Origin of the sequence: Myxococcus faecalis (assembly GCF_050039385.1) — a bacterium.
GTDB classification, from domain to species: Bacteria; Myxococcota; Myxococcia; order Myxococcales; family Myxococcaceae; genus Myxococcus; species Myxococcus fulvus.
In genome coordinates this window covers 711,133-728,893 of sequence record NZ_CP144336.1, presented here as the reverse complement: position 1 = coordinate 728,893, position 17,761 = coordinate 711,133, and the positions used below count along the sequence as shown (strand labels likewise).

18 protein-coding genes are annotated in these 17,761 nt (G+C 70.9%); 8 read left to right on the top strand and 10 right to left on the bottom strand.

What is annotated here, in order from left to right:
* Position 1: 1 nt before the first annotated feature.
* From VZQ01_RS02775 to VZQ01_RS02750, 6 genes are all read right to left on the bottom strand, one after another.
* Entirely contained in the window at positions 2-1,189 is a 1,188-nt protein-coding gene (locus VZQ01_RS02775; RefSeq protein WP_426746850.1) for a GTP-binding protein, read from the bottom strand.
* Positions 1,186-2,340 carry an anhydro-N-acetylmuramic acid kinase gene (locus tag VZQ01_RS02770; RefSeq protein ID WP_223782983.1) on the bottom strand — a complete coding sequence of 385 codons (1,155 nt, stop codon included), beginning with the start codon at positions 2,338-2,340 and terminating at the stop codon, positions 1,186-1,188. The genes VZQ01_RS02775 and VZQ01_RS02770 overlap by 4 nt, the downstream gene beginning before the upstream one ends.
* 10 nt (positions 2,341-2,350) lie before the next feature.
* Positions 2,351-3,325 (bottom strand): N-acetylmuramic acid 6-phosphate etherase, encoded by a 975-nt coding sequence (locus VZQ01_RS02765; protein ID WP_426746849.1) that lies wholly within the window; start codon positions 3,323-3,325, stop codon positions 2,351-2,353.
* Positions 3,326-3,341: 16 nt separating this feature from the next.
* Positions 3,342-3,533 (bottom strand): 50S ribosomal protein L28, encoded by a 192-nt coding sequence (gene rpmB, locus VZQ01_RS02760; protein WP_043403428.1) that lies wholly within the window; start codon positions 3,531-3,533, stop codon positions 3,342-3,344.
* A gap of 105 nt (positions 3,534-3,638) precedes the next feature.
* Positions 3,639-5,162 carry a phytoene desaturase family protein gene (locus VZQ01_RS02755; protein WP_267696704.1) on the bottom strand — a complete coding sequence of 508 codons (1,524 nt, stop codon included), beginning with the start codon at positions 5,160-5,162 and terminating at the stop codon, positions 3,639-3,641.
* Between the two features lie 76 nt (positions 5,163-5,238).
* Complete coding sequence (locus tag VZQ01_RS02750; protein WP_267696703.1) at positions 5,239-5,925, bottom strand: HAD family hydrolase; 687 nt, start codon at positions 5,923-5,925, stop codon at positions 5,239-5,241.
* 85 nt (positions 5,926-6,010) lie between these two features.
* Between VZQ01_RS02750 and VZQ01_RS02745 the strand changes: the two genes are divergently transcribed.
* Positions 6,011-7,090: an enoyl-CoA hydratase/isomerase family protein gene (locus VZQ01_RS02745; protein WP_408890820.1), complete on the top strand. Its 1,080-nt coding sequence runs from the start codon at positions 6,011-6,013 to the stop codon at positions 7,088-7,090.
* A gap of 4 nt (positions 7,091-7,094) precedes the next feature.
* On the opposite strand, the gene VZQ01_RS02740 is transcribed toward VZQ01_RS02745, so the two are convergent.
* On the bottom strand, positions 7,095-7,904 hold the full coding sequence (locus tag VZQ01_RS02740) for an alpha/beta fold hydrolase (protein WP_426746848.1): 810 nt from the start codon (positions 7,902-7,904) through the stop codon (positions 7,095-7,097).
* Between the two features lie 95 nt (positions 7,905-7,999).
* Here VZQ01_RS02740 and VZQ01_RS02735 point away from each other — a divergent pair, with 95 nt between their 5' ends.
* A complete protein-coding gene (locus tag VZQ01_RS02735) occupies positions 8,000-8,473 on the top strand; it encodes a MarR family winged helix-turn-helix transcriptional regulator (RefSeq protein WP_223746804.1) in 474 nt (157 codons plus the stop codon).
* Positions 8,474-8,703: 230 nt separating this feature from the next.
* Here VZQ01_RS02735 and VZQ01_RS02730 read toward each other — a convergent pair whose 3' ends face one another.
* Genes VZQ01_RS02730 through purM form a run of 3 tightly spaced genes read right to left on the bottom strand, consistent with a single transcriptional unit; the run spans position 8,704 to position 11,023 of the window.
* On the bottom strand, positions 8,704-9,327 hold the full coding sequence (locus VZQ01_RS02730) for a 2-thiouracil desulfurase family protein (protein WP_223782978.1): 624 nt from the start codon (positions 9,325-9,327) through the stop codon (positions 8,704-8,706).
* Positions 9,324-9,989 carry a phosphoribosylglycinamide formyltransferase gene (purN, locus tag VZQ01_RS02725; protein ID WP_223782977.1) on the bottom strand — a complete coding sequence of 222 codons (666 nt, stop codon included), beginning with the start codon at positions 9,987-9,989 and terminating at the stop codon, positions 9,324-9,326. Before purN ends, VZQ01_RS02730 begins: the two co-directional genes overlap by 4 nt.
* Positions 9,986-11,023: a phosphoribosylformylglycinamidine cyclo-ligase gene (gene purM / locus VZQ01_RS02720; protein ID WP_426746847.1), complete on the bottom strand. Its 1,038-nt coding sequence runs from the start codon at positions 11,021-11,023 to the stop codon at positions 9,986-9,988. The genes purN and purM overlap by 4 nt, the downstream gene beginning before the upstream one ends.
* Positions 11,024-11,175: 152 nt before the next feature.
* Between purM and VZQ01_RS02715 the strand changes: the two genes are divergently transcribed.
* The 6 genes from VZQ01_RS02715 to VZQ01_RS02690 all read left to right on the top strand — a co-directional run bounded on the left by VZQ01_RS02715 (position 11,176) and on the right by VZQ01_RS02690 (position 17,744).
* On the top strand, positions 11,176-11,832 hold the full coding sequence (locus tag VZQ01_RS02715; RefSeq protein ID WP_426748922.1) for a Crp/Fnr family transcriptional regulator: 657 nt from the start codon (positions 11,176-11,178) through the stop codon (positions 11,830-11,832).
* 1 nt (position 11,833) lies between these two features.
* Positions 11,834-12,589: an MBL fold metallo-hydrolase gene (locus VZQ01_RS02710; RefSeq protein ID WP_141329826.1), complete on the top strand. Its 756-nt coding sequence runs from the start codon at positions 11,834-11,836 to the stop codon at positions 12,587-12,589.
* A gap of 81 nt (positions 12,590-12,670) precedes the next feature.
* A complete protein-coding gene (gene accD, locus VZQ01_RS02705) occupies positions 12,671-13,522 on the top strand; it encodes an acetyl-CoA carboxylase, carboxyltransferase subunit beta (protein WP_223782975.1) in 852 nt (283 codons plus the stop codon).
* A gap of 25 nt (positions 13,523-13,547) precedes the next feature.
* Positions 13,548-14,831 carry a bifunctional folylpolyglutamate synthase/dihydrofolate synthase gene (locus tag VZQ01_RS02700; RefSeq protein ID WP_426746846.1) on the top strand — a complete coding sequence of 428 codons (1,284 nt, stop codon included), beginning with the start codon at positions 13,548-13,550 and terminating at the stop codon, positions 14,829-14,831.
* 174 nt (positions 14,832-15,005) lie between these two features.
* Positions 15,006-16,280 carry an alpha/beta hydrolase gene (locus tag VZQ01_RS02695; RefSeq protein ID WP_141329830.1) on the top strand — a complete coding sequence of 425 codons (1,275 nt, stop codon included), beginning with the start codon at positions 15,006-15,008 and terminating at the stop codon, positions 16,278-16,280.
* 90 nt (positions 16,281-16,370) lie between these two features.
* The gene (locus VZQ01_RS02690) at positions 16,371-17,744 is read left to right on the top strand and encodes an AMIN domain-containing protein (RefSeq protein ID WP_426746845.1); all 1,374 of its coding nucleotides are present in this window, start codon (positions 16,371-16,373) and stop codon (positions 17,742-17,744) included.
* Positions 17,745-17,761 lie beyond the last annotated feature (17 nt).

The window sequence follows — 17,761 nt, the reverse complement described above, 5'->3', positions numbered from 1 at the left end:
GTCACTCCGACGCGGGCAGGCCCACCGCGTTGAGCCGCGCGAAGGACTGCATCAGCACGTAGAGCGCGAAGGCCGCGTCGTCCACGCGCAGGTGCGACTGGGTGGAGAGGCCCTGCACGCGCAGCAGGTCCGCGCCATCCATGCGCAACAGGAACGCCTGCTGCGCCAGCGTGCCCTCACCCGCGTACGCCAGCGCGCGCCGGATGGCGTCCGTGCACGCGGTGACGCAGGTGGAGTAGTTGCCCGCCATGAACGCGGCCTCGGCGGCGCGCGCGTGGTCGAACAAGTCCCCCGGCGCCAGCGCGCTCGCGGCGCCCAGCAGCTTGGGGCCCGCGGGCTGGGCCACCACGGCGGGGGCCAAGACGGCCGGCGCCACGGGCGGCGGCGTCACCGGCTCCACGCGGGGCGGCGGGGCGATGGCGGGGAACGAGCCCGACGGCCGATGAGGCACGGGCGTGTTGGGCACCACCGCCATCGCGGGCGCGTGTCCGCCGGACATCGCGACGGGGGGCTGGCGGTGCTGCAGGTGCTGGGCGAGCTGGGCCTCCAGGCCCGCGGGCTGCGCGCCGCCGGCGGGCGCCACGGGGCGGGGCGGCGGGACGATGCGCTTGGCGCGCAGGTCCTTGATGACCAGCCGCGTAATGGCCTTGAGCGTGTCGAGCACGCCCCGGCCGTTGGTGGCCGCGGTCTCGAAGTCGGGCACGCCGCGCGGGTTGAGCTCCTGGCGCAGCTGCTCCACGGGCAGCACGTGGTCCAGGTCGCGCTTGTTCCACTGCATCACCAGCGGGAAGCGGTCCAACCGGATGCCGTGCTCGAAGAGGTTCTCCTCCAGGTTCGCCAGCGACTCGCGGTTGGCGTCCATGGCCTCCGGCTGCGAGTCCGCCACGAAGACGACGCCGTCGGCGCCCTGGAGCACCAGCTTCCGGGTCGCGTTGTAGAAGACCTGGCCGGGCACGGTGTACAGCGCCAGCCGCACCGAGCAGTCCCCGACGCGCTCCACCTTCACGGGGAGGAAGTCGAAGAAGAGGGTCCGGTCCCCCTCGGTGGCGATGGACATCATCTCGCCCCGGTGCGCGGGCCGGACGGTTTCGTAGATCTTCCGCAGCGAGGTCGTCTTCCCGGACAAGCCAGGTCCATAGAAGACGATTTTGGCGGCCACCTCGCGGGCCATCAGGTTCACGCTGCTCACGGTGTCAGCTTTCCTAGAACGACTCGACGCTTCGCGCCAGTTGCGGACGGGACATTCGCGGGGGTTCCCACGAGGTACTCGGCGGCCAGCAGGGCGAACAAGGCCGCTTCCTTCGCGCCTTCTGGAAATCCAAGGCTATCAAGCCGGCGCACGGGGAGGGGAGCCAGTCGCGCTTCGAGCCGCGCCATCAGCCGGGGATTCCGTGTACCGCCTCCGGAGACGTACATCGCCTCCAGGTCCGGCGCTCGGGGAAAAACCCAGGTTTCGTAGGCGCGCGCGGTGCTCTCCACGGTGAGCTCCAACGCGGTGGCCAGCAGGTCATTCGCCCGGTCCGGGTGAATCGTCCAGAGCCGCTCCACCAGTGCATCTCCGTAGCGCTCACGTCCCGTGCTCTTCGGAGGCGGTCGGGCGAGGAAGTCGTCGGTGAGCAGCTCCTCGAGCAGCTCCGGAATCACCCGGCCCTGGCCGGAGAGCGTCCCGTCCAGGTCACACGCCAGCCGGTTGTGCGTCGCGCGCCGGGCCAGGCCGTCCAGCACCATGTTCCCGGGGCCGGTGTCGAAGGCGAAGGTGTCGTCCAGGAGGGGCCCGACGACGGACACGTTGGCGATGCCGCCCAGGTTCTGGAGCGCGCGCGGGGCCTGGAGCCCGCGGAAGGCCACCCAGTCGAAGTAGGGCACCAGCGGCGCGCCGTGGCCCCCGGCGGCCACGTCCCGGGTGCGGAAGTCGCTGACGACGGGCAGGCCCGTCAGCTCGGCGATGACGGACGGCTCGCCGATCTGCAGGGTGGAGGGCACCTCGGTGGTGCCCGGGGGATGGTGGGCCATCGTCTGGCCGTGGGAGCCGATGGCGGCCACGTCCGAGCGCGCCACGCCCGCCTGCTCCATCACCTGGAGCGCGGCGCGGGCGAAGTACTCCCCCAGCTCGAAGTCGAGCCGGCTGAGCGAGTGCGCGTCCTGGGGCCCCAGCATCCGCGCCACCACGTCCGGAGGGAAGGGCGCCGAGACGTGGGACAACAGCCGCAGCCGAGCGCCGCCGCCCGTTCCAGTCACTTCGCACAGCGCGGCCTCCACCGCGTCCGCGCTGGTGCCGGACAAAAGCCCGATGCACAGGCGCGGGCGCTCGGAATCGGAGAGGGGAGGCGGAAGGCGCATGCCTCCAAGTCTAAGGCCCGGTCCCCACACGCCGCTTTCGGGGAGCGGGCGGGCGGGCGGCCGATGCGTGCTCGCCCTTACGTCCGGAGCGGCCGAGCGCGCGCAAGCCGTTCTCCGCCAGACGCTTCCGGGCCTCCCGGGCGCCCAGGCCCGTGAAGGCCATGGCCACCGCGACCCGCACCTCGCCCCGGGCCTTCGCGAGCAGCGCCTCCGCGTCCTCGCCGGGAAGCCCGGTCAGCTCGGCCACCATGCGCGCGGCGCGGGCCCGCAGCTTCGCGTTGACGGGGCGCATGCCCACCATCCGTCCCCGGTACACCCGGCCCAGCGCCACGAAGGCCGCGGTGGTGATGGCATTCAGGAGGAGCTTCGTCGCAGTGCCGGCCTTCAGCCGCGTGGAGCCCGCCACCAGCTCCGGCCCCGTGCGCGCCAGCACCAGCGTGTCCACGTCCGCGCGAGTGCCAGGCGGGTTGCAGCACACCAGCACGGTGTGGGCACCTCGCCGCTTCGCCTCGCGCAGCGCGCCGCGGACATAGGGAGTGGAAGCACTCGCGGAGATGCCGCAGACGACATCCCGGGGGCTCGCGGCGAAGTCCGCCACGTCCCGGACGCCCGCCTCGACGTCGTCCTCGGCGCCCTCCACGGCATGCGTCATCGCCCGGCGTCCACCCGCGATGCGGGCCTGGACCTGGGTGGGGGCGCTGCCGAAGGTCGGAGGACACTCGCTGGCGTCGAGGACGCCGAGACGTCCACTCGTGCCCGCGCCGATGTAGAGGAGCCGTCCGCCCGCCCGCAACGCGGCGACCACGGCCGTCGCGGCTTGGGCGACAGCGGGCAGCGCGGGGCGAACCGCACGGACGGCGACAACGTCCTCGTCATGTAACCGGCGGACGACCGACCCGAGAGAAAGCAGATCCAGGCCGTCCGCGCGGGGGTGAAGCCGCTCGGTGGGAGGGAGTTTCGTGAATGAAGCGCGAGAGGAACCCACCCCCGAGCGCCAGACTTCAAGCTGCCTTGGTCACCTTGCCCGCTTTGATGCAGCGGGTGCAGGCCAGAACGCGCTCCGTGCGACCCTCGACGCTGGCCCGAATCTTCTGGAGGTTCGGGAGGGTCCGCTTCTTGGTCTTGTTGTTCGCGTGGCTGACGTTGTTGCCGACGAGCGGACGCTTGCCACAGATGTCACACTTCCACGCCATGACCTCTAACTCCTTGAAAACTGGGGCGTTGGACGCCTGCCGATTAAAGAGCGGCGGAACCTGCCAGAAAGCCGCTTGGAAATCCAGCCTTTCAGCCGTTTTGGATCAGCCCTTGAGCGGATCCTTCTTCTTCAACATGTCCTGGACGAGCCTGGCGGCCCGGACGCCCGCGAGCAGCTCGCCCTCCAGGCCCAGGCCCGGGAGCACCTCGCGGCCCGCGAGCAGCAGGTTCTTCACCGGGGTGCGCTGGGGCAAACCGGTGACGCCCAGGAAGGCTTCCGACTCGAAGCTGTAGAGGGGATGGGGCATCAGCCGCGTCCCGCGGGAGCCGCTGGCGTCCAGGTAGGGGACCGAGCGAAGCAGGCGATGGGGCGCGGTGAAGGGCATGAGCGCGTCGAGCTGCCCGTCGATGCGCACGGCCAGCCCCTGCAGGTGCTCGTCGCCCAGCTCCCGCGCGGACGCGGGGACGAAGACGCCGGCGCAGACCACGCGCACGCCCTCCACGTCCTTGCCCTCCTTGCCGCCCGAGGCGGTGGTGCGCGCCGGGTGGAGCTGCAGCAGCATGGGGCCCAGCTCCGCGTCCTGCGTGTCCACGAGCGTCAGCTCCCCCATGCCCCGGGGGAGCGCGGACTCGGGCACCACCCAGTTGACGGTGAAGAGCAGGGACTTCGTGGTGGACTGGTCCAGGTGCTCGAGCAGGCCGCGGTGGTGCTTCTTGTCCGTCACCAGCCTGCGCAGCGCGCCGGAGTCGGTGGCGGCGACGAGGCAGGAGGCGCGGTAGAGCGTGTCCGAGCGCACCAGCTTCACGCCCGCGAACTTGCTGCCGTCGAAGGACAGCTCATCGACGATGAAGCCCGAGGGGCTGTCTCGGCCGAGCACGTCTCCGCCCAGCTCCGCCAGGCGCCGCGTGAGCAGCTCTCGCAGGCCGTCGTGGCCGCCCTGGAAGGAGGAGGGGGCCGACAGCACCTGGGACAGGGGCCGGGTGAGCGCCAGGGGCGACTCGGGCTTGTCCAGGTGGTTGATGAAGGGGCGCAGCCCGCGGAGCAACGCGGCCGCGGGGGTGTCCGAGGTCAGCCGGGGCGCGCTCTCCAGGCCGGGGTGGGCCTTGATGAGCTTCTTGAGGCCCCAGCCCTCGAAGAACCCGTCCGGGGGCAGGGCGGGCTGGGCCTTGAAGAAGGCATCGCTCGCCTCGTGCTGGGCGGTGGTTCCGGCCAGGGCGCCCAGGAGCGCCTCGCCCTCTTCGCCCAGCTCGCGCGTCACCTCGGCCTTGCGGCGGGCGGCGTCGGCGTGCAGGTCCATGCGGTTCCTGGGCAGGACCAGTTGGAGCTCGGGCGTGTGGGGGCGCAGCGCGCGCTGCACGGTGGTGGTGAGGCCCAGCTCGGTGAGGGCCTCTTCCACCGCGGGCATGGCCTTGAGCGGGGGCGCGACGAAGGGCGCGTAGGGGAGCACGTAGCCGCCGTGCTCGTAGCCCGGGCCCATGCCGTCGTGCTCGACCCAGAGGACGCGGTGGCTGCGCTTGGCCAGCAGCGCCGCGGCGAGCGCGCCACCGAGCTGGCTGCCCAGCACGATGACGTCGTACACGTGCCGAGACGGGCCCGAGGGAAGCTTGAGTTTGGCTGCGGACGTCATGCGGCGCGCAACACTACACAACGTCCCCCCGGCTGGCTCCCTTTTGACGAGGCAAGAGGGTGGGTGCTCGGAGCCCTCAGCCTCCCGCGCCGAAGAGGCGGGCCTCCAGCTCGGGCGGGAAGGTGGTGAAGTCCGGGAGCGTCCACTGGGCGCCGGCCTGGCGCAGCTGGACGGCCGTCGTCGTGGTGGTGATGCCCACCACCGGCATGCCCGCGTCCCGGGCGGACATGACGCCGAGGATGGCGTCCTCGAAGGCGAGGCACTCGGAAGGGTCCACGCCCAGCCCGCGCGCGGCGGCCAGGAAGATGTCCGGGAAGGGCTTGCCCCGGGAGACCTCCTCGGCGCCGACGATGCGCTGGAAGACGGGGCGCAGGCCCAGGCCGTCGATGACCAGCGCGCGGTTGCCCTCCGGCGCGGCGGTGGCGATGGCCATGGGGATGCCCGCCGCGCGCAGTCGGGACAGGAGCGCCTCCGCGCCGCGGTGCAGCCGCAGGTGGGGCCGGTAGAGGGTGCGGTAGTGGCCCTCCTTCTCGTCGGCCAGGCGCTGGAGCTCCTCCGCGTCCAGGGCGCGGCCGAGGAGCTCGGGGAGGATTTCTTCGTTCTTCCGGCCCGCGAAGCGCGTCTGGAAGTCCTCGGCGGTGAGCGACAGGCCGAGCTTGCGCGCGAGCGCCACCCACGCCTGGTTGTGGAACACCATGTTGTCGACGAGGGTGCCGTCCATGTCGAAGACGGCGGCTCGGAGGGGCGCGTCGGAAGGTGTCATGGTTTCCCACCCATAGCGCGGCTTTGGAGCGGTGAGCGGCCGAATCGTGCGCGCCTGCTCGGGAGGACTGATATTCGGGCCTCACATGAGCGACGGCGTGCGGACAGAGATGCGAGGCGCGGTGGGGGTGGTGACGTTGGACCGGCCCAAGGCGCTCAATGCGTTGAATCTGGAGATGTGCCGGCGGCTGCTGCCCCAGCTGGAGGCCTGGCGTGCGGACCCCGCGGTGAAGGCCGTGGTCGTCCGGGGAGCGGGCGGGCGGGCCTTCTGCGCGGGTGGGGACGTGCGCGCCGTGGCGGCTTCCCAGGCGGAGCCCCGACCGGCCGGCGCGGAGCGATTGTCGCGGGAGTTCTTCCGCGCCGAGTACACGCTGAACCACCTCATCCACCACTTCGGCAAGCCGTACATCTCGCTCGTGGACGGCATCTGCATGGGTGGCGGGCTGGGCCTGTCCATCCATGGGGCGTACCGCGTCGTCACCGAGAAGCTGGTGCTGGCGATGCCGGAGACGGGGATTGGCCTGTTCCCGGACGTGGGCGGCGGCTGGTTCCTGCCGCGCTTCCCGGGCGAGTCGGGGACGTACCTGGGCCTGACGGGCGCGCGGTGCGGCGCGGCGGACGCGATGTGGCTCGGGTACGGGACGCACTTCGTGGAGTCGGCGCGGCTGGAGACGGTGCTGGAGGCGCTGGTGGGCGCGCAGTGGGGCGAGGGCCTGGCGAGCGCGGTGGTGGAGCGGGTGCTGAAGGACTTCCACGCGGACGCGGGGACGTCGGTGCTGGCCACGCAGCACGTGGCGATGGACCGGTGCTTCGCGGCGGAGCGGGTGGAGGACATCCAGCAGGCGCTGGAGGCGGAAGGGACGGCGTGGGCGCAGGAGACGTGGGCCACGCTCGTGCGCATGTGCCCCACGAGCCTGAAGGTGACGCTGCGTCAGCTGCGCATGGGCCGCACGCGCGACTATGACGAGATGCTGTCGGTGGAGTACCGGCTGAGCCAGGCCATGACGGCGCGGGCCGACTTCCGCGAGGGCATCCGCGCGGTGCTGGTGGACAAGGACCACAAGCCGCGCTGGCACCCGGGAACGCTGGGCGACGTCTCCGAGGCGGACGTGGAGGCGTGCTTCGCGTCCCCGGAGGGGGATGAGCTGGTGCTGTCGCGAAGCTGAGCGCTCAAGCCCGCTCCAGGGCCTGCTTCAGGAAGTCGATGCAGGCCTCCGGCGACTCCTCGTGGGGCCAGTGGCCCGCGTCAGGGAGCGTGTCCACGGTGGCGTGAGGCCAGGCCTTCCGGAACCGCTCCAGGACCACGGGCGGGAAGGCGGCGTCACGCAGGCCCCAGATGAAGTGGATGGGCGTCTTCGCGAACCGCTCACGCCGCTCCCAGAGGGACTGGAAGAAGGGCGTGGAGGCGCTGAGGCTCTTGGCGAGGGCCCAGAGCACGCGCTCGCGCGAGTCGGCGTCCGGGAACGCGGAGGTGTACTGGTTCCACACCTTCGCGGGACGCGGGCCCTTGCCCCAGGCCGACTTGGCGATGATGAAGGACAGGTTCAGGTTCCGGTACAGCCAGCGGAAGAGCCCGCCCCCTGCCATTCGCGCGCCCCGGGCGAGCGAGGGCTCGTCGATGAAGGGCCAGGCGATGGTGTTGATGAGCACCACGCGCTCGATGCGCTCCGGATGGGAGAGCGCGAAGTCGAGCGAGATGGGGCCGCCGAAGTCGTGGGCCACCAGGGTGAAGCGGGGCAGGTTCAGCGCCTCGATGAGCGCGGCGAAGCGGCGCGCGTGGGCCTCGGGCGAGTAGTCCGCGTCCGGAGGTCGGGGCGACAGGCCGAAGCCCAGGTGGTCCACCGCGATGCAGCGGTGCGTGGCGGAGCAGGCGCGGATGAGCGCGCGCCACTCGAAGGACCAGGTGGGCGTTCCGTGCACGAAGACGATGGGCGGCCCCTGGCCCACGTCCACCACGGACAGTCCTGCCACCTCACGCACGCTGAAGGGAAACGCCTCTCGGTCGACCCATGCGGGAACTTGCATGGCAGATAGTCAATGGTTCTTGACCAATAAAGTCAAGTACACTTGACTGGATGAAGAGGAAGGACGCGCTCGAGGACGTGAAGAAGCTTCAGGCCAGCAGCCTGGGTTACGTGCTCATCCGATGTGGGCAGTTGTTCAACGAGTTGGGGATGCAGGCGGTCAACAGCGAGGCCGGCTATCCCATGATGCGCGAGGTGCACGCGCGCATCCTCCCGTACCTGGAGAATCCGGACGGCGTGCGAATCACCGAGCTCGCGCGCAGCCTGGGGGTGACGAAGCAGGCGGTGCAGCCCGTCATCGCGGAGCTCGCGGAGTTCGGCGCGGTGCGGATTGAACCGGACCCCGATGACGCCCGCGCGAGGCGGGTCCTCCTGACGGAGAAGGGCATCGCGGCCATGCGGCACGGGACGACGAAGCTGGTGGAGATCGACCGACGCGTGGCGAAGCGCCTGGGCGCGGAGGAGACGCGGGAGCTGCACGGGCTGTTGACCCGGCTGCTCGAGGTGCTCAAGGCGCAGGATTGAGGCGCGTGGCATGCTCCTCGTGAATGGGGGCCGTGATGCCTGGCGGCGGCGAACGAGAGGGCCTCGTTGCCGACGTCGGTGGCGCGGACCCGCTGGGCCAGTCTCGGCGTCGGGATGCGCGCACGGAGCCGACAGCCGCGCCTCGTCAGGCGATGTGAGGGCTCGCAGCCGGGCTTCGGTGGCGCGAGCCTCGCCAGTGAAGCCGGTGGGTGCCCTCCGGAGGTTGCTGGCTACAGCTCTTCGTCGCTGACGACGGTGATGTCCTCGGCGCGAAGCAGGGCCGTGGTGATGCCTTCTCCCGAGCGCAGCACTCCGGACTCGTAGACGCGCTGGCTCCCGCAGGAGGGGCTCTTCTCCTTGAGCAGCGCGACCGTCACGTCGAAGCGTCGCGCGGCCTCGAGCGCGAGCTGGGCTCCCCGCTGGAAGTCCTCGGTGCGGTCCGTTCTCGCCTCGCGTTCCACCGCGCGAGCCTGTCCCGCCCAGACGTCGACGCCCGTGCCGCCTCGCAGGTCGACGGGAGGACGAGGGATGGGGAGCCCCGAGGCGACCTCGGGACAGATGGGCACGACCGCCTTGCCCTCGAGGGCCGCGAGCACTCGCTCCGAGCGCTGCGAGCGGCCGTCATAGCGGCACGCTTCGCCCAGGAGGCACGCGCTCACCATCACCACGGGGGCCTCGCGAAGGGCCGCGCGGCGCGCTTCCTGGGACGGAACCTCGCGTGCACGTTCGTGACAGCCCGCGCTCGCGGAGTGGGCCACGCCGCCCCCGTCCGTCTGTTCCTGGCGCGGACCGTCGGCGTCACCATCCACCGAGGCAGCGAGGCGCGTACCGGCCCGCGCGTCCTCACGCTTCACTTCGTCGCCCCAGGGCTGCGCAGGGCCAGCTCGCCCATGGTCGGCGCCGCGGCCACCCGCGTCCTCACCCCATCCAGCGTCACCTGTCCCGTCACCGCGAGCCGCACGGCGAACGGATACAGCCGATGCTCCTCGACGAGGATGCGCGCGCTCAGGCTCTTCTCGTCATCGTCCGGCAGCACCGGCACCGCGGCCTGTCCGATGATGGGCCCCGTGTCCGTGCCCGCGTCCACGAAGTGCACCGTGCACCCGGCCACCTTCACGCCCCGCTCCAGCGCCTGCCGCTGCGCATGCAGCCCGGGGAACGACGGCAGCAGGGAAGGGTGGATGTTCAGCACCCTCCCGGCGAACCGGCCCAGGAAGTCCGCGCTGAGCAGCCGCATGAACCCCGCCAGGCACACCCACTGCACGCCCGCCGCGCCCAGCGCCTCGAGAATCGCCGCCTCGAACGCGGCCTTGCTCGCATGCGCCTTGTGGTCCACCACCACCGCCGGGACGCCCGCGGCCCGCGCCCGCTCCAGCGCATGGGCCGTGGGCACGTTCGACACCACGCAGGCCACCTCGGCCGGGAAGTCCTCGCGCGCGCACGCGTCGAGCAACGCCTGCAGGTTGCTCCCGCCGCCGCTGACGAGCACGCCCAGCCGGACCCGCGCTGTGCTCATGGCTCGATGACCGCCGTGGCCTCGCCCGAGCCCGCCTCCACCCGGCCCACCTCGGACGCCTCCACGCCGCGCGCGCGCAGCACCTCGAGCGCCTGCGCCACGTCCTCCTTCGCCACCACCACGATGAGGCCCAGGCCCATGTTGAACGTGCTGAACATCTCGTCGCGCGCCACGCTCCCCAGCTTCGCGATGAGGTCGAAGATGGGCGGCTTCACCCAGGACTTCTCGCTCAGCACCGCGCGCGTCCCGTCCGGCAGGCACCGGGGCAGGTTGCCCGGGATGCCGCTGCCGGTGATGTGCGCCATGCCCTTCACCTTCACCGCCTGCGTCAGCGCCAGCGCGTCCTTCACGTAGATGCGCGTGGGCTCCAGCAGCGCGTCACCCAACGAGCGCCCCAGCCCCTCGGGCGTCGCGTCCAGCGCGAGCTTCGCGTCCTCCAGCAGCACCTTGCGCGCCAGCGAGTAGCCGTTGCTGTGCAGCCCCGACGACGTCAGCCCGATGAGCGCGTCCCCGGGCTTCACGCCCTTGCCGTCGATGATGGCCGAGCGCTCCACCACGCCGACGCAGAAGCCCGCCAGGTCGTACTCGCCCCGCGCGTAGAAGCCCGGCATCTCCGCCGTCTCGCCGCCGAGCAGCGTGCACCCGGCCTGCTCGCAGCCCTGGGCGATTCCCTTCACCACCTCCGCCGCCGCGTCCACCTCCAGGCGGCCCGTGGCGAAGTAGTCCAGGAAGAACAGCGGCTCCGCGCCACAGGTGAGGATGTCGTTCACCGACATGGCCACCAGGTCGATGCCCACCGTGCCGTGCCGGCCCGCGGCGAAGGCCACCTTCAGCTTGGTGCCCACCCCGTCCGTGCCCGCCACCAGCACCGGCTCGCGGTACTTGCCGGGCGGCAGCGCGAACAACCCCCCGAAGCCGCCGACTCCCGCGACGACCTCCGGACGCATCGTGCGCGCGGCGTAGGGCTTGATTCGGTCGACAAACGCGTCGCCGGCCTCGATGTCCACTCCGGAGTCTTTGTAGGTCGTTCCCACGGGCGGCCTTCTATCGGCCCCGACGTCCGTTGTCTCGGACTCCGAAACCCCGGTGTCGGGTTTGCGGCGAGCCCGGACGCACGGTGTGTCCCACCGGTCCGTACAAAAGGTAATTTGACCAGGGGGGGAGGGGCTGATTGACTCCTCGCAGGATGGGCGCCGAGGAAACCCTCTTTCAACGTTTCGGCAAGGAATTCCCAAAGGGCACCGAACTCTTCCGTGAGGGAGAGGCGGGCCGGGAGATGTTCGTCATCCAGGCGGGCAAGGTCTCCATCTCCAAGCGCGTGCGCGACGTGGAGAAGGTCCTGGCCGTGCTGGGGCCCGGTGAGTTCTTCGGGGAGATGGCCATCATCTCCAACAAGCCGCGCAACGCGTCCGCGGTGGTCAACGAGGACGCCCGGCTGCTGGTCATCGACCCCAAGACGTTCGAGGCGATGATCCGCGGCAACGCGGAGATCGCCGTCCGGATGATCAAGAAGCTGGCCGAGCGGCTGTCGGAGGCGGACGCCCAGATCGAGAACCTGCTGCACAATGATCCGGCCAGCCGGGTGGTGCACCAGCTCATCCAGACCGCCCAGTCGCGCGGCCGCCCCTCGGATGAGGGGACGGGGACGGACATCGACTTCGTCGTCCGCGAGATGCCCCGGCAGATTGGCGTGGGCGAGCCCGCGGTGCGCAACGTGCTGGACCGGCTGGTCCGCGCGGGCCTCATCTCACGCAGTGGTGACAGAATCACCGTGTATGACACGGCCAGACTCCACGACTTCCTCCAATACCTGGAGATGAAGTGGAAGTTCGGAGACCTCTAGCGTGAAGCTCCGCGTCCTCGGCTGCCACGGTGGCGAGCTCCCCACGTGCAAGAGCACGTGCTTCCTCGTCGATGACGTGCTGGCGCTCGATGCGGGCGCCCTGACGGGGACGCTCTCGTTGGACGAGCTGTGCCGGGTGGACCACGTGCTCGTGGGCCACAGCCACTTCGACCACGTGAAGGACCTGCCGCTGATGGCGGACCTGGTCATCGGTCGCCGGGACAAGCCCGTCACCATCCACGCCTCCCGCGAGTGTGCCAAGGCCCTGCGCGAGAACATGTTCAACAACGCCCTGTGGCCGGACTTCACCCGCATCCCGACCAAGGCCAACCCCGTCCTGCGCATCCAGACCTTCCGCGCCGGCGGCACCTTCCAGGTGGGGCCCTACACCGTGCGCAGCGTCCCGGTGAGCCACCCCGTGGAGTCCTGCGGCTTCATCATCTCCAACGGCAAGAGCACGCTCGCCATGAGCGGGGACACCGGGCCCACCGACAAGCTCTGGAAGGCCCTGAACGAGACGAAGAACCTCAAGGCCCTCCTCCTGGAGACCTCCTTCCCCAACGCCCTCCAGTCGCTGGCCGACATCTCCGGCCACCTGACGCCCCACACCCTGGGGCTGGAGCTGCGCAAGTTCGAGCGCAACGGGGCCTCGGTGATGCTCTACCACCTCAAGCCGGCCTTCGTGGCCCAGCTCAAGAAGGAACTGGCGAGCATGCCGGTGGAGGTGCTGGAGCTCAACGACGTGTTCGAGTTCTAGCCCGTCCCCCGGGCGGCGACGCATCGCGCCACACGGAACGGTTGACGGGCGGGGACGGGCGGATTAACCCCCGCCGTTCTCATGGCCTGGTTTTCGAAGAAGCCGCGCATCGCCGTCGACACCCAGCAGCAGCCCGAGCCCGGACCGTCTCGCATGGAGGGCCTGTGGGCCAAGTGCGAGAGCTGCGACGAAATCATCTACCGGCAGGAGCTGGAGAAGAACTGGATGGTGTGTCCGCACTGCGACCACCACCACCCCTGGAACGCGCGCGCGCGGCTGGCGACGCTGTTGGATCCGGACAGCTTCGAGGAGTTCGACAAGGAGCTGGAGCCGCAGGACCCGCTCGGGTTCAGTGACTCGAAGAAGTACAAGGACCGGCTGAAGACCACGCGCAAGAGCCTGGAGGAGAACGACGCGTTCATCTCCGGCGTGGGCCGCATCGGCGGGCACCCGGTGTCCGTGGGCGCGTTCGTCTTCGAGTTCATGGGCGGCTCCATGGGCTCGGTGGTGGGCGAGAAGGTGGCGAGGACCTTCGAGCGCGCGCATGACCTGAAGTGCTCCGCGCTCATCTTCTCGGCGTCCGGCGGCGCGCGCATGCAGGAGGGCATCTTCTCGCTGATGCAGATGGCGAAGACCTCCGCGGCCATCGCCCGCTTCCGCACCGGCAACAAGCCCTACATCTCCGTGCTGCTGCACCCGACGACGGGCGGCGTGGCGGCCTCGTTCTCCTGGTTGGGGGACGTCATCCTCGCCGAGCCCAAGGCGCTCATCGGCTTCGCCGGTCCGCGCGTCATCGAGCAGACCATCCGCCAGAAGCTGCCCGAGGGCTTCCAGCGCTCGGAGTTCCTGCTGGAGCACGGGATGATCGACAACATCGTCAACCGCAAGGACCTGCGCGTCCGGCTGGGGCAGATCCTCGGCCTGCTGGGCTGAGCCCGCGCGCTCATCGGCATCCCTCATGAGCGCGCCCAGGACACCGGAGGAAGCACTCGCCTTCCTCTCGCGGCTCAACCCCTCCGGCATCAAGCTGGGGCTGGAGCGGGTGAGCGAGGCGCTCGAGGCCCTGGGGCACCCCGAGCGCCGCTATCCGGTGCTGCACGTCGCCGGCACCAACGGCAAGGGCAGCACCTGCGCCTTCGCCGCCACCGCGCTCCAGGCCGCGGGCCACCGCGTGGGCCTCTACACGTCCCCGCACCTGGTGCGCGTCAACGAGCGCATCCGCGTGGGCGGCGAGGACATCTCCGACGAGGACTTCGGCCGCGCCATCCTCGACGTGCTGGAGCGCTACCCGTCCGCCGTCGCCGAGCCGATGACGTACTTCGAGTTCGGCACCGTCGTGGCGCTGTGGCACTTCGCGCGCGTGGGCGTGGACGTCGTCGTGTTGGAGACGGGGCTGGGCGGCCGGCTGGACGCGACCACCGCCGCGCCCTCCACCGTGACGGCCATCACCCCCGTCTCGTTCGACCACATGGAGTACCTGGGCAACACCCTGGCCGCGATCGCCGGCGAGAAGGCCGGAATCCTCAAGCCCGGCGTGCCCTGCGTCGTCGCCCGGCAGGCCCCCGAGGCGATGGAGGCCATCGAGGCCCGCGCGCGGGTGCTCGGCGTGCCCCTCGTCGTGGAGGGGCGGGACTTCGAGGCGCGGCGGCAGCCTGACGGGAGCCTCACGTACCAGGGCGTGGCGTGGCGGCTGGAGCGGCTGCGTGTGTCGCTTCGAGGCCCCCATCAGGTCCAGAACGCGGCGGTGGCGCTGGCCTGCCTGGAGAGCCTGTCCTCGCGTGGCGTGGCGGTCTCGAGCGAGGAGGCGAAGGCGGGGCTCGGCTCGGCGCGCTGGCCTGGACGGCTGGAGGAGGTGGGCGAGCGACCGGTCGTGCTCCTGGATGGCGCTCACAACCCGGCGGGGGTGGAGGTGCTGCTCGCGTCCCTGCGCGCGCTGTACACGGGGCGCCCGGTCCACTGTGTCTTCGGCGTGGTGGCGGACAAGGACCGGGGGCCGATGATGCGGGCCCTCTTCCCCGCGTGTGCCTCCGTGCAGCTGACGCCCCTGGAGACGTCCCGCTCGCTTCCACCCACGGCCTATCTCGACGAGGCGCGCGCCCTGGTGCCGGACGTCACCGCCTGGCCGGACGTGGACGCGGCGCTCGCGGAGGCCCGGCGGCGCGCGGGCCCGGAGGGACTGGTGCTGTGCACCGGCTCGCTGTTCCTGGTGGGCATGGTGCGGGCGCGACTGGGGACTCCCTGAGGGGTCGGCTCGCGCCACCTTCCCGACAGGGACCTGGGGCAGCGGGGCAGGGCGCGCCGAGGCCCGCCTGCAGCGGGTGACCTTCCAGGATGGGCCTCGCGTCCAGGACGGGCAAGACACACGGGCCGAGGGGGAATCCTTGGCGCGTTGCATCAGCCGCCGTAGATTCAAGGCATGCGCCTGCCGGACTGGAGAGCCGCGACCACCACGGGACCCGCCATCCCGTCCATCGACGAAGTCGACTTCCGGGCGCTTTACACGAAGACGAAGTACGTGGTGGAGACGGCGGACGGCTGGTCGCTGGTCATCACGCGCTACCGTCCGGTGAAGCAACCGTTCGCCCAGCCGCTGTTCGGCGAGCCGCTGCTGCTGGTGCATGGCTTCTCGCAGAACCGTCACACGTGGACGAGCGGCCAGTTCGTCAAGAACCTGCTCTTCTTCGGCGTGGACATCCACATCCTGGAGCTGCGCGGCCACGGCAAGAGCTCCATCGCCTTCCAGAAGGAGCGCGCCGAGCGCTTCAAGCGCCCGCTGCCGCCGGACCTGGACTACGGCTGGGACCTGGACAGCTATTTCCTCTACGACCTGCCGGCCGCCGTGTCGGGCGTCAAGCGCATCACCCGCCGCGAGCGCATCTTCTACTGCGGCCACTCCATGGGCGGGATGCTGGGCTACGGCTACACGGGCATCCACGACGACTTCGAGGGCCTCATCACCATCGGCTCGCCCGCGGACCTGGGGCGGGGCTTCATGGCGCTGCGCATGCTCGCGCACGGCGCGCCCATGCTCGCGGGGATGATCGACATGACGCTCGCGGGGGTGAACCTGGGCGGGGACGTCAACGGCCTGGGCAAGAAGCTCCTGTCGCGCGGCGTGGGCGCGTTCAACGCGAAGCTGGGCCGCAAGCTGGTGCCGGAGGAGCGCCGCAAGCTGCGCTTCGACGCGGTGCCCGTGGACCTCATCCTCAAGTTCGTCGAGCGGCAGATTGGCAAGGCGGAGGACTCGCCGCTGTATCAACAGCTCACCACGCGGCTCAACCGGCTCATCAACCCGGAGCGCGTGGGCGCCGACGACATCCGGTGGCTCCTGCGCGAGGGCGGCGAGCGCGAGCCTCGCAAGGTCATCGAGCAGTTCGCCCGGTGGATCCGCCGCGGGGAGATGGTCTGCTACCGCACCGGCTACGACTTCAAGCGCGGCTTCGAGAAGATCCACATCCCCATGGCCATCATCTTCGGGGACATGGATCCGCTCGCCTCGGTGGAGTCCACCCGGAGCGTGTACCGCGCGGCCAAGAGCGAGTACCTGCTCTGGCGGCCGGTCAAGGGCAACAGCCACATCGAGCTGACGATGGGGCACGACATCCGGCAGATCTGCTACGACATCAAGAACCTCATCGAGTACGCGCGCACGCACCGCAACCGCGCGCCGTCCCTGCCTCGCCTGCGCTAGCCCTTCGCGCGGCGGTGTGGCTGGAAAGTTGGAGGGTGATGGGCGCGTGCTAGCATCCGAGCCCACTGTCAACGTGAAGGGGAGTGGTCGATGAAGGCCTCAGCGGTGTGGCTGCTCGGTGTGGTGCTCGTGCCTTGCATGGCGCTCGCGCAGGCTCCGGCGGCGAACCTGAACACCATCACCAGCGTGCAGGTGAATGGCGGGACGGTGACCATCTCCGGCTCGAAGAAGGCGAACTTCACCACCTTCACGATGACCGACCCGCCCCGGCTCGTCATCGACATCGCGGAGGCCGTCTTCAACGGAGTCCCCGAGGAGACGCAGGTGGGCAATGGCACGGTGACGGGCATCCGCACCGCCAGCTACGGCTCGGATGACTCCTCCATCGCCCGCGTGCTCATCGGCTTCGAGCGCGAGGTGGAGACCGACATCCAGGCCACCGACAGCCAGCTCGTCATCAAGGTCGTCGGAGGCGCGGGTCAGGCCGTGGCCCAGGCCGCGCCCACCCAGCCTGCCGCCCAGCCCGCCACGGATGGCTCCGCCGCCGAGGCCGCCGCTCGTGCCGAGGCCGAGCGCCAGGCCCAGGAGAAGGCCGCCGCCGAGGCCGCCGCTCGCGCCGAGGCCGAGCGCCAGGCCCAGGAGAAGGCCGCCGCCGAGGCCACGGCCCGCGCCCAGCAGGACGCCGACGCCGAGCGCCAGCGCCAGCAGGAGGCCGAGGCCCGCGCCGCGGCCCAGCGCGAGGAGGAGCAGCGCGCCGCCCAGGCCGCCGCCGACGACAGGAAGCGCCAGGAGGCCGAGGCCCAGGCCTCCGCGAAGGCCGCCGCCGACGACAGGAAGCGCCAGGAGGAGGAGGCCCGTGCCGCCGCCGAGGCCGCCGCCGATGAGCGCCGCGCCACCGCCCAGGCCGCCGCCGACGAGAAGAAGCGTCAACAAGAGGACGCTCGCGCCGCCGCGAAGACGGCCGCCGAGGAGAAGCGCGCCGCCGCCCAGGCCGCGAAGGAGGAAGCGGCCGAGGCCCGCCGTCAGCGCGAGGAGGAGGCCCGCGCCGAGCGTGAGCGCCGCCAGCAGGAGCGCGTCGCCATGGCCCAGCCCCGGGAGCGCCGCGAGGTGTCGAGCGGCGGTTCGGCCGAGGTGTCCTCGCGTCGCAAGACGATGACGCTGGTGGGCTTCCAGCAGCAGGGTGGGGTGTCGCGCGTCTTCATCCGGACCAACGAGCCGGTGCGCTACAGCGTGAGCGAGACGGGCAACGCGGTGGTGCTGGAGCTGGAGAACAGCCGCATCGACCTGAGCAACAACACCCGGCCGCTGGACACGTCCTACTTCAACTCGCCCGTCACCCGGGTGGACGCGGACGCGGAAGGCCGCAACGTGCGCGTCACCGTGCAGCTGCGGCAGCAGGCCCCGGTGCAGGCTCAGCAGGACGGGAACGTCATTTCGTTGGATTTTCAGCGCACCGCTCGGTGATAAGGGCCCCCGCGCGG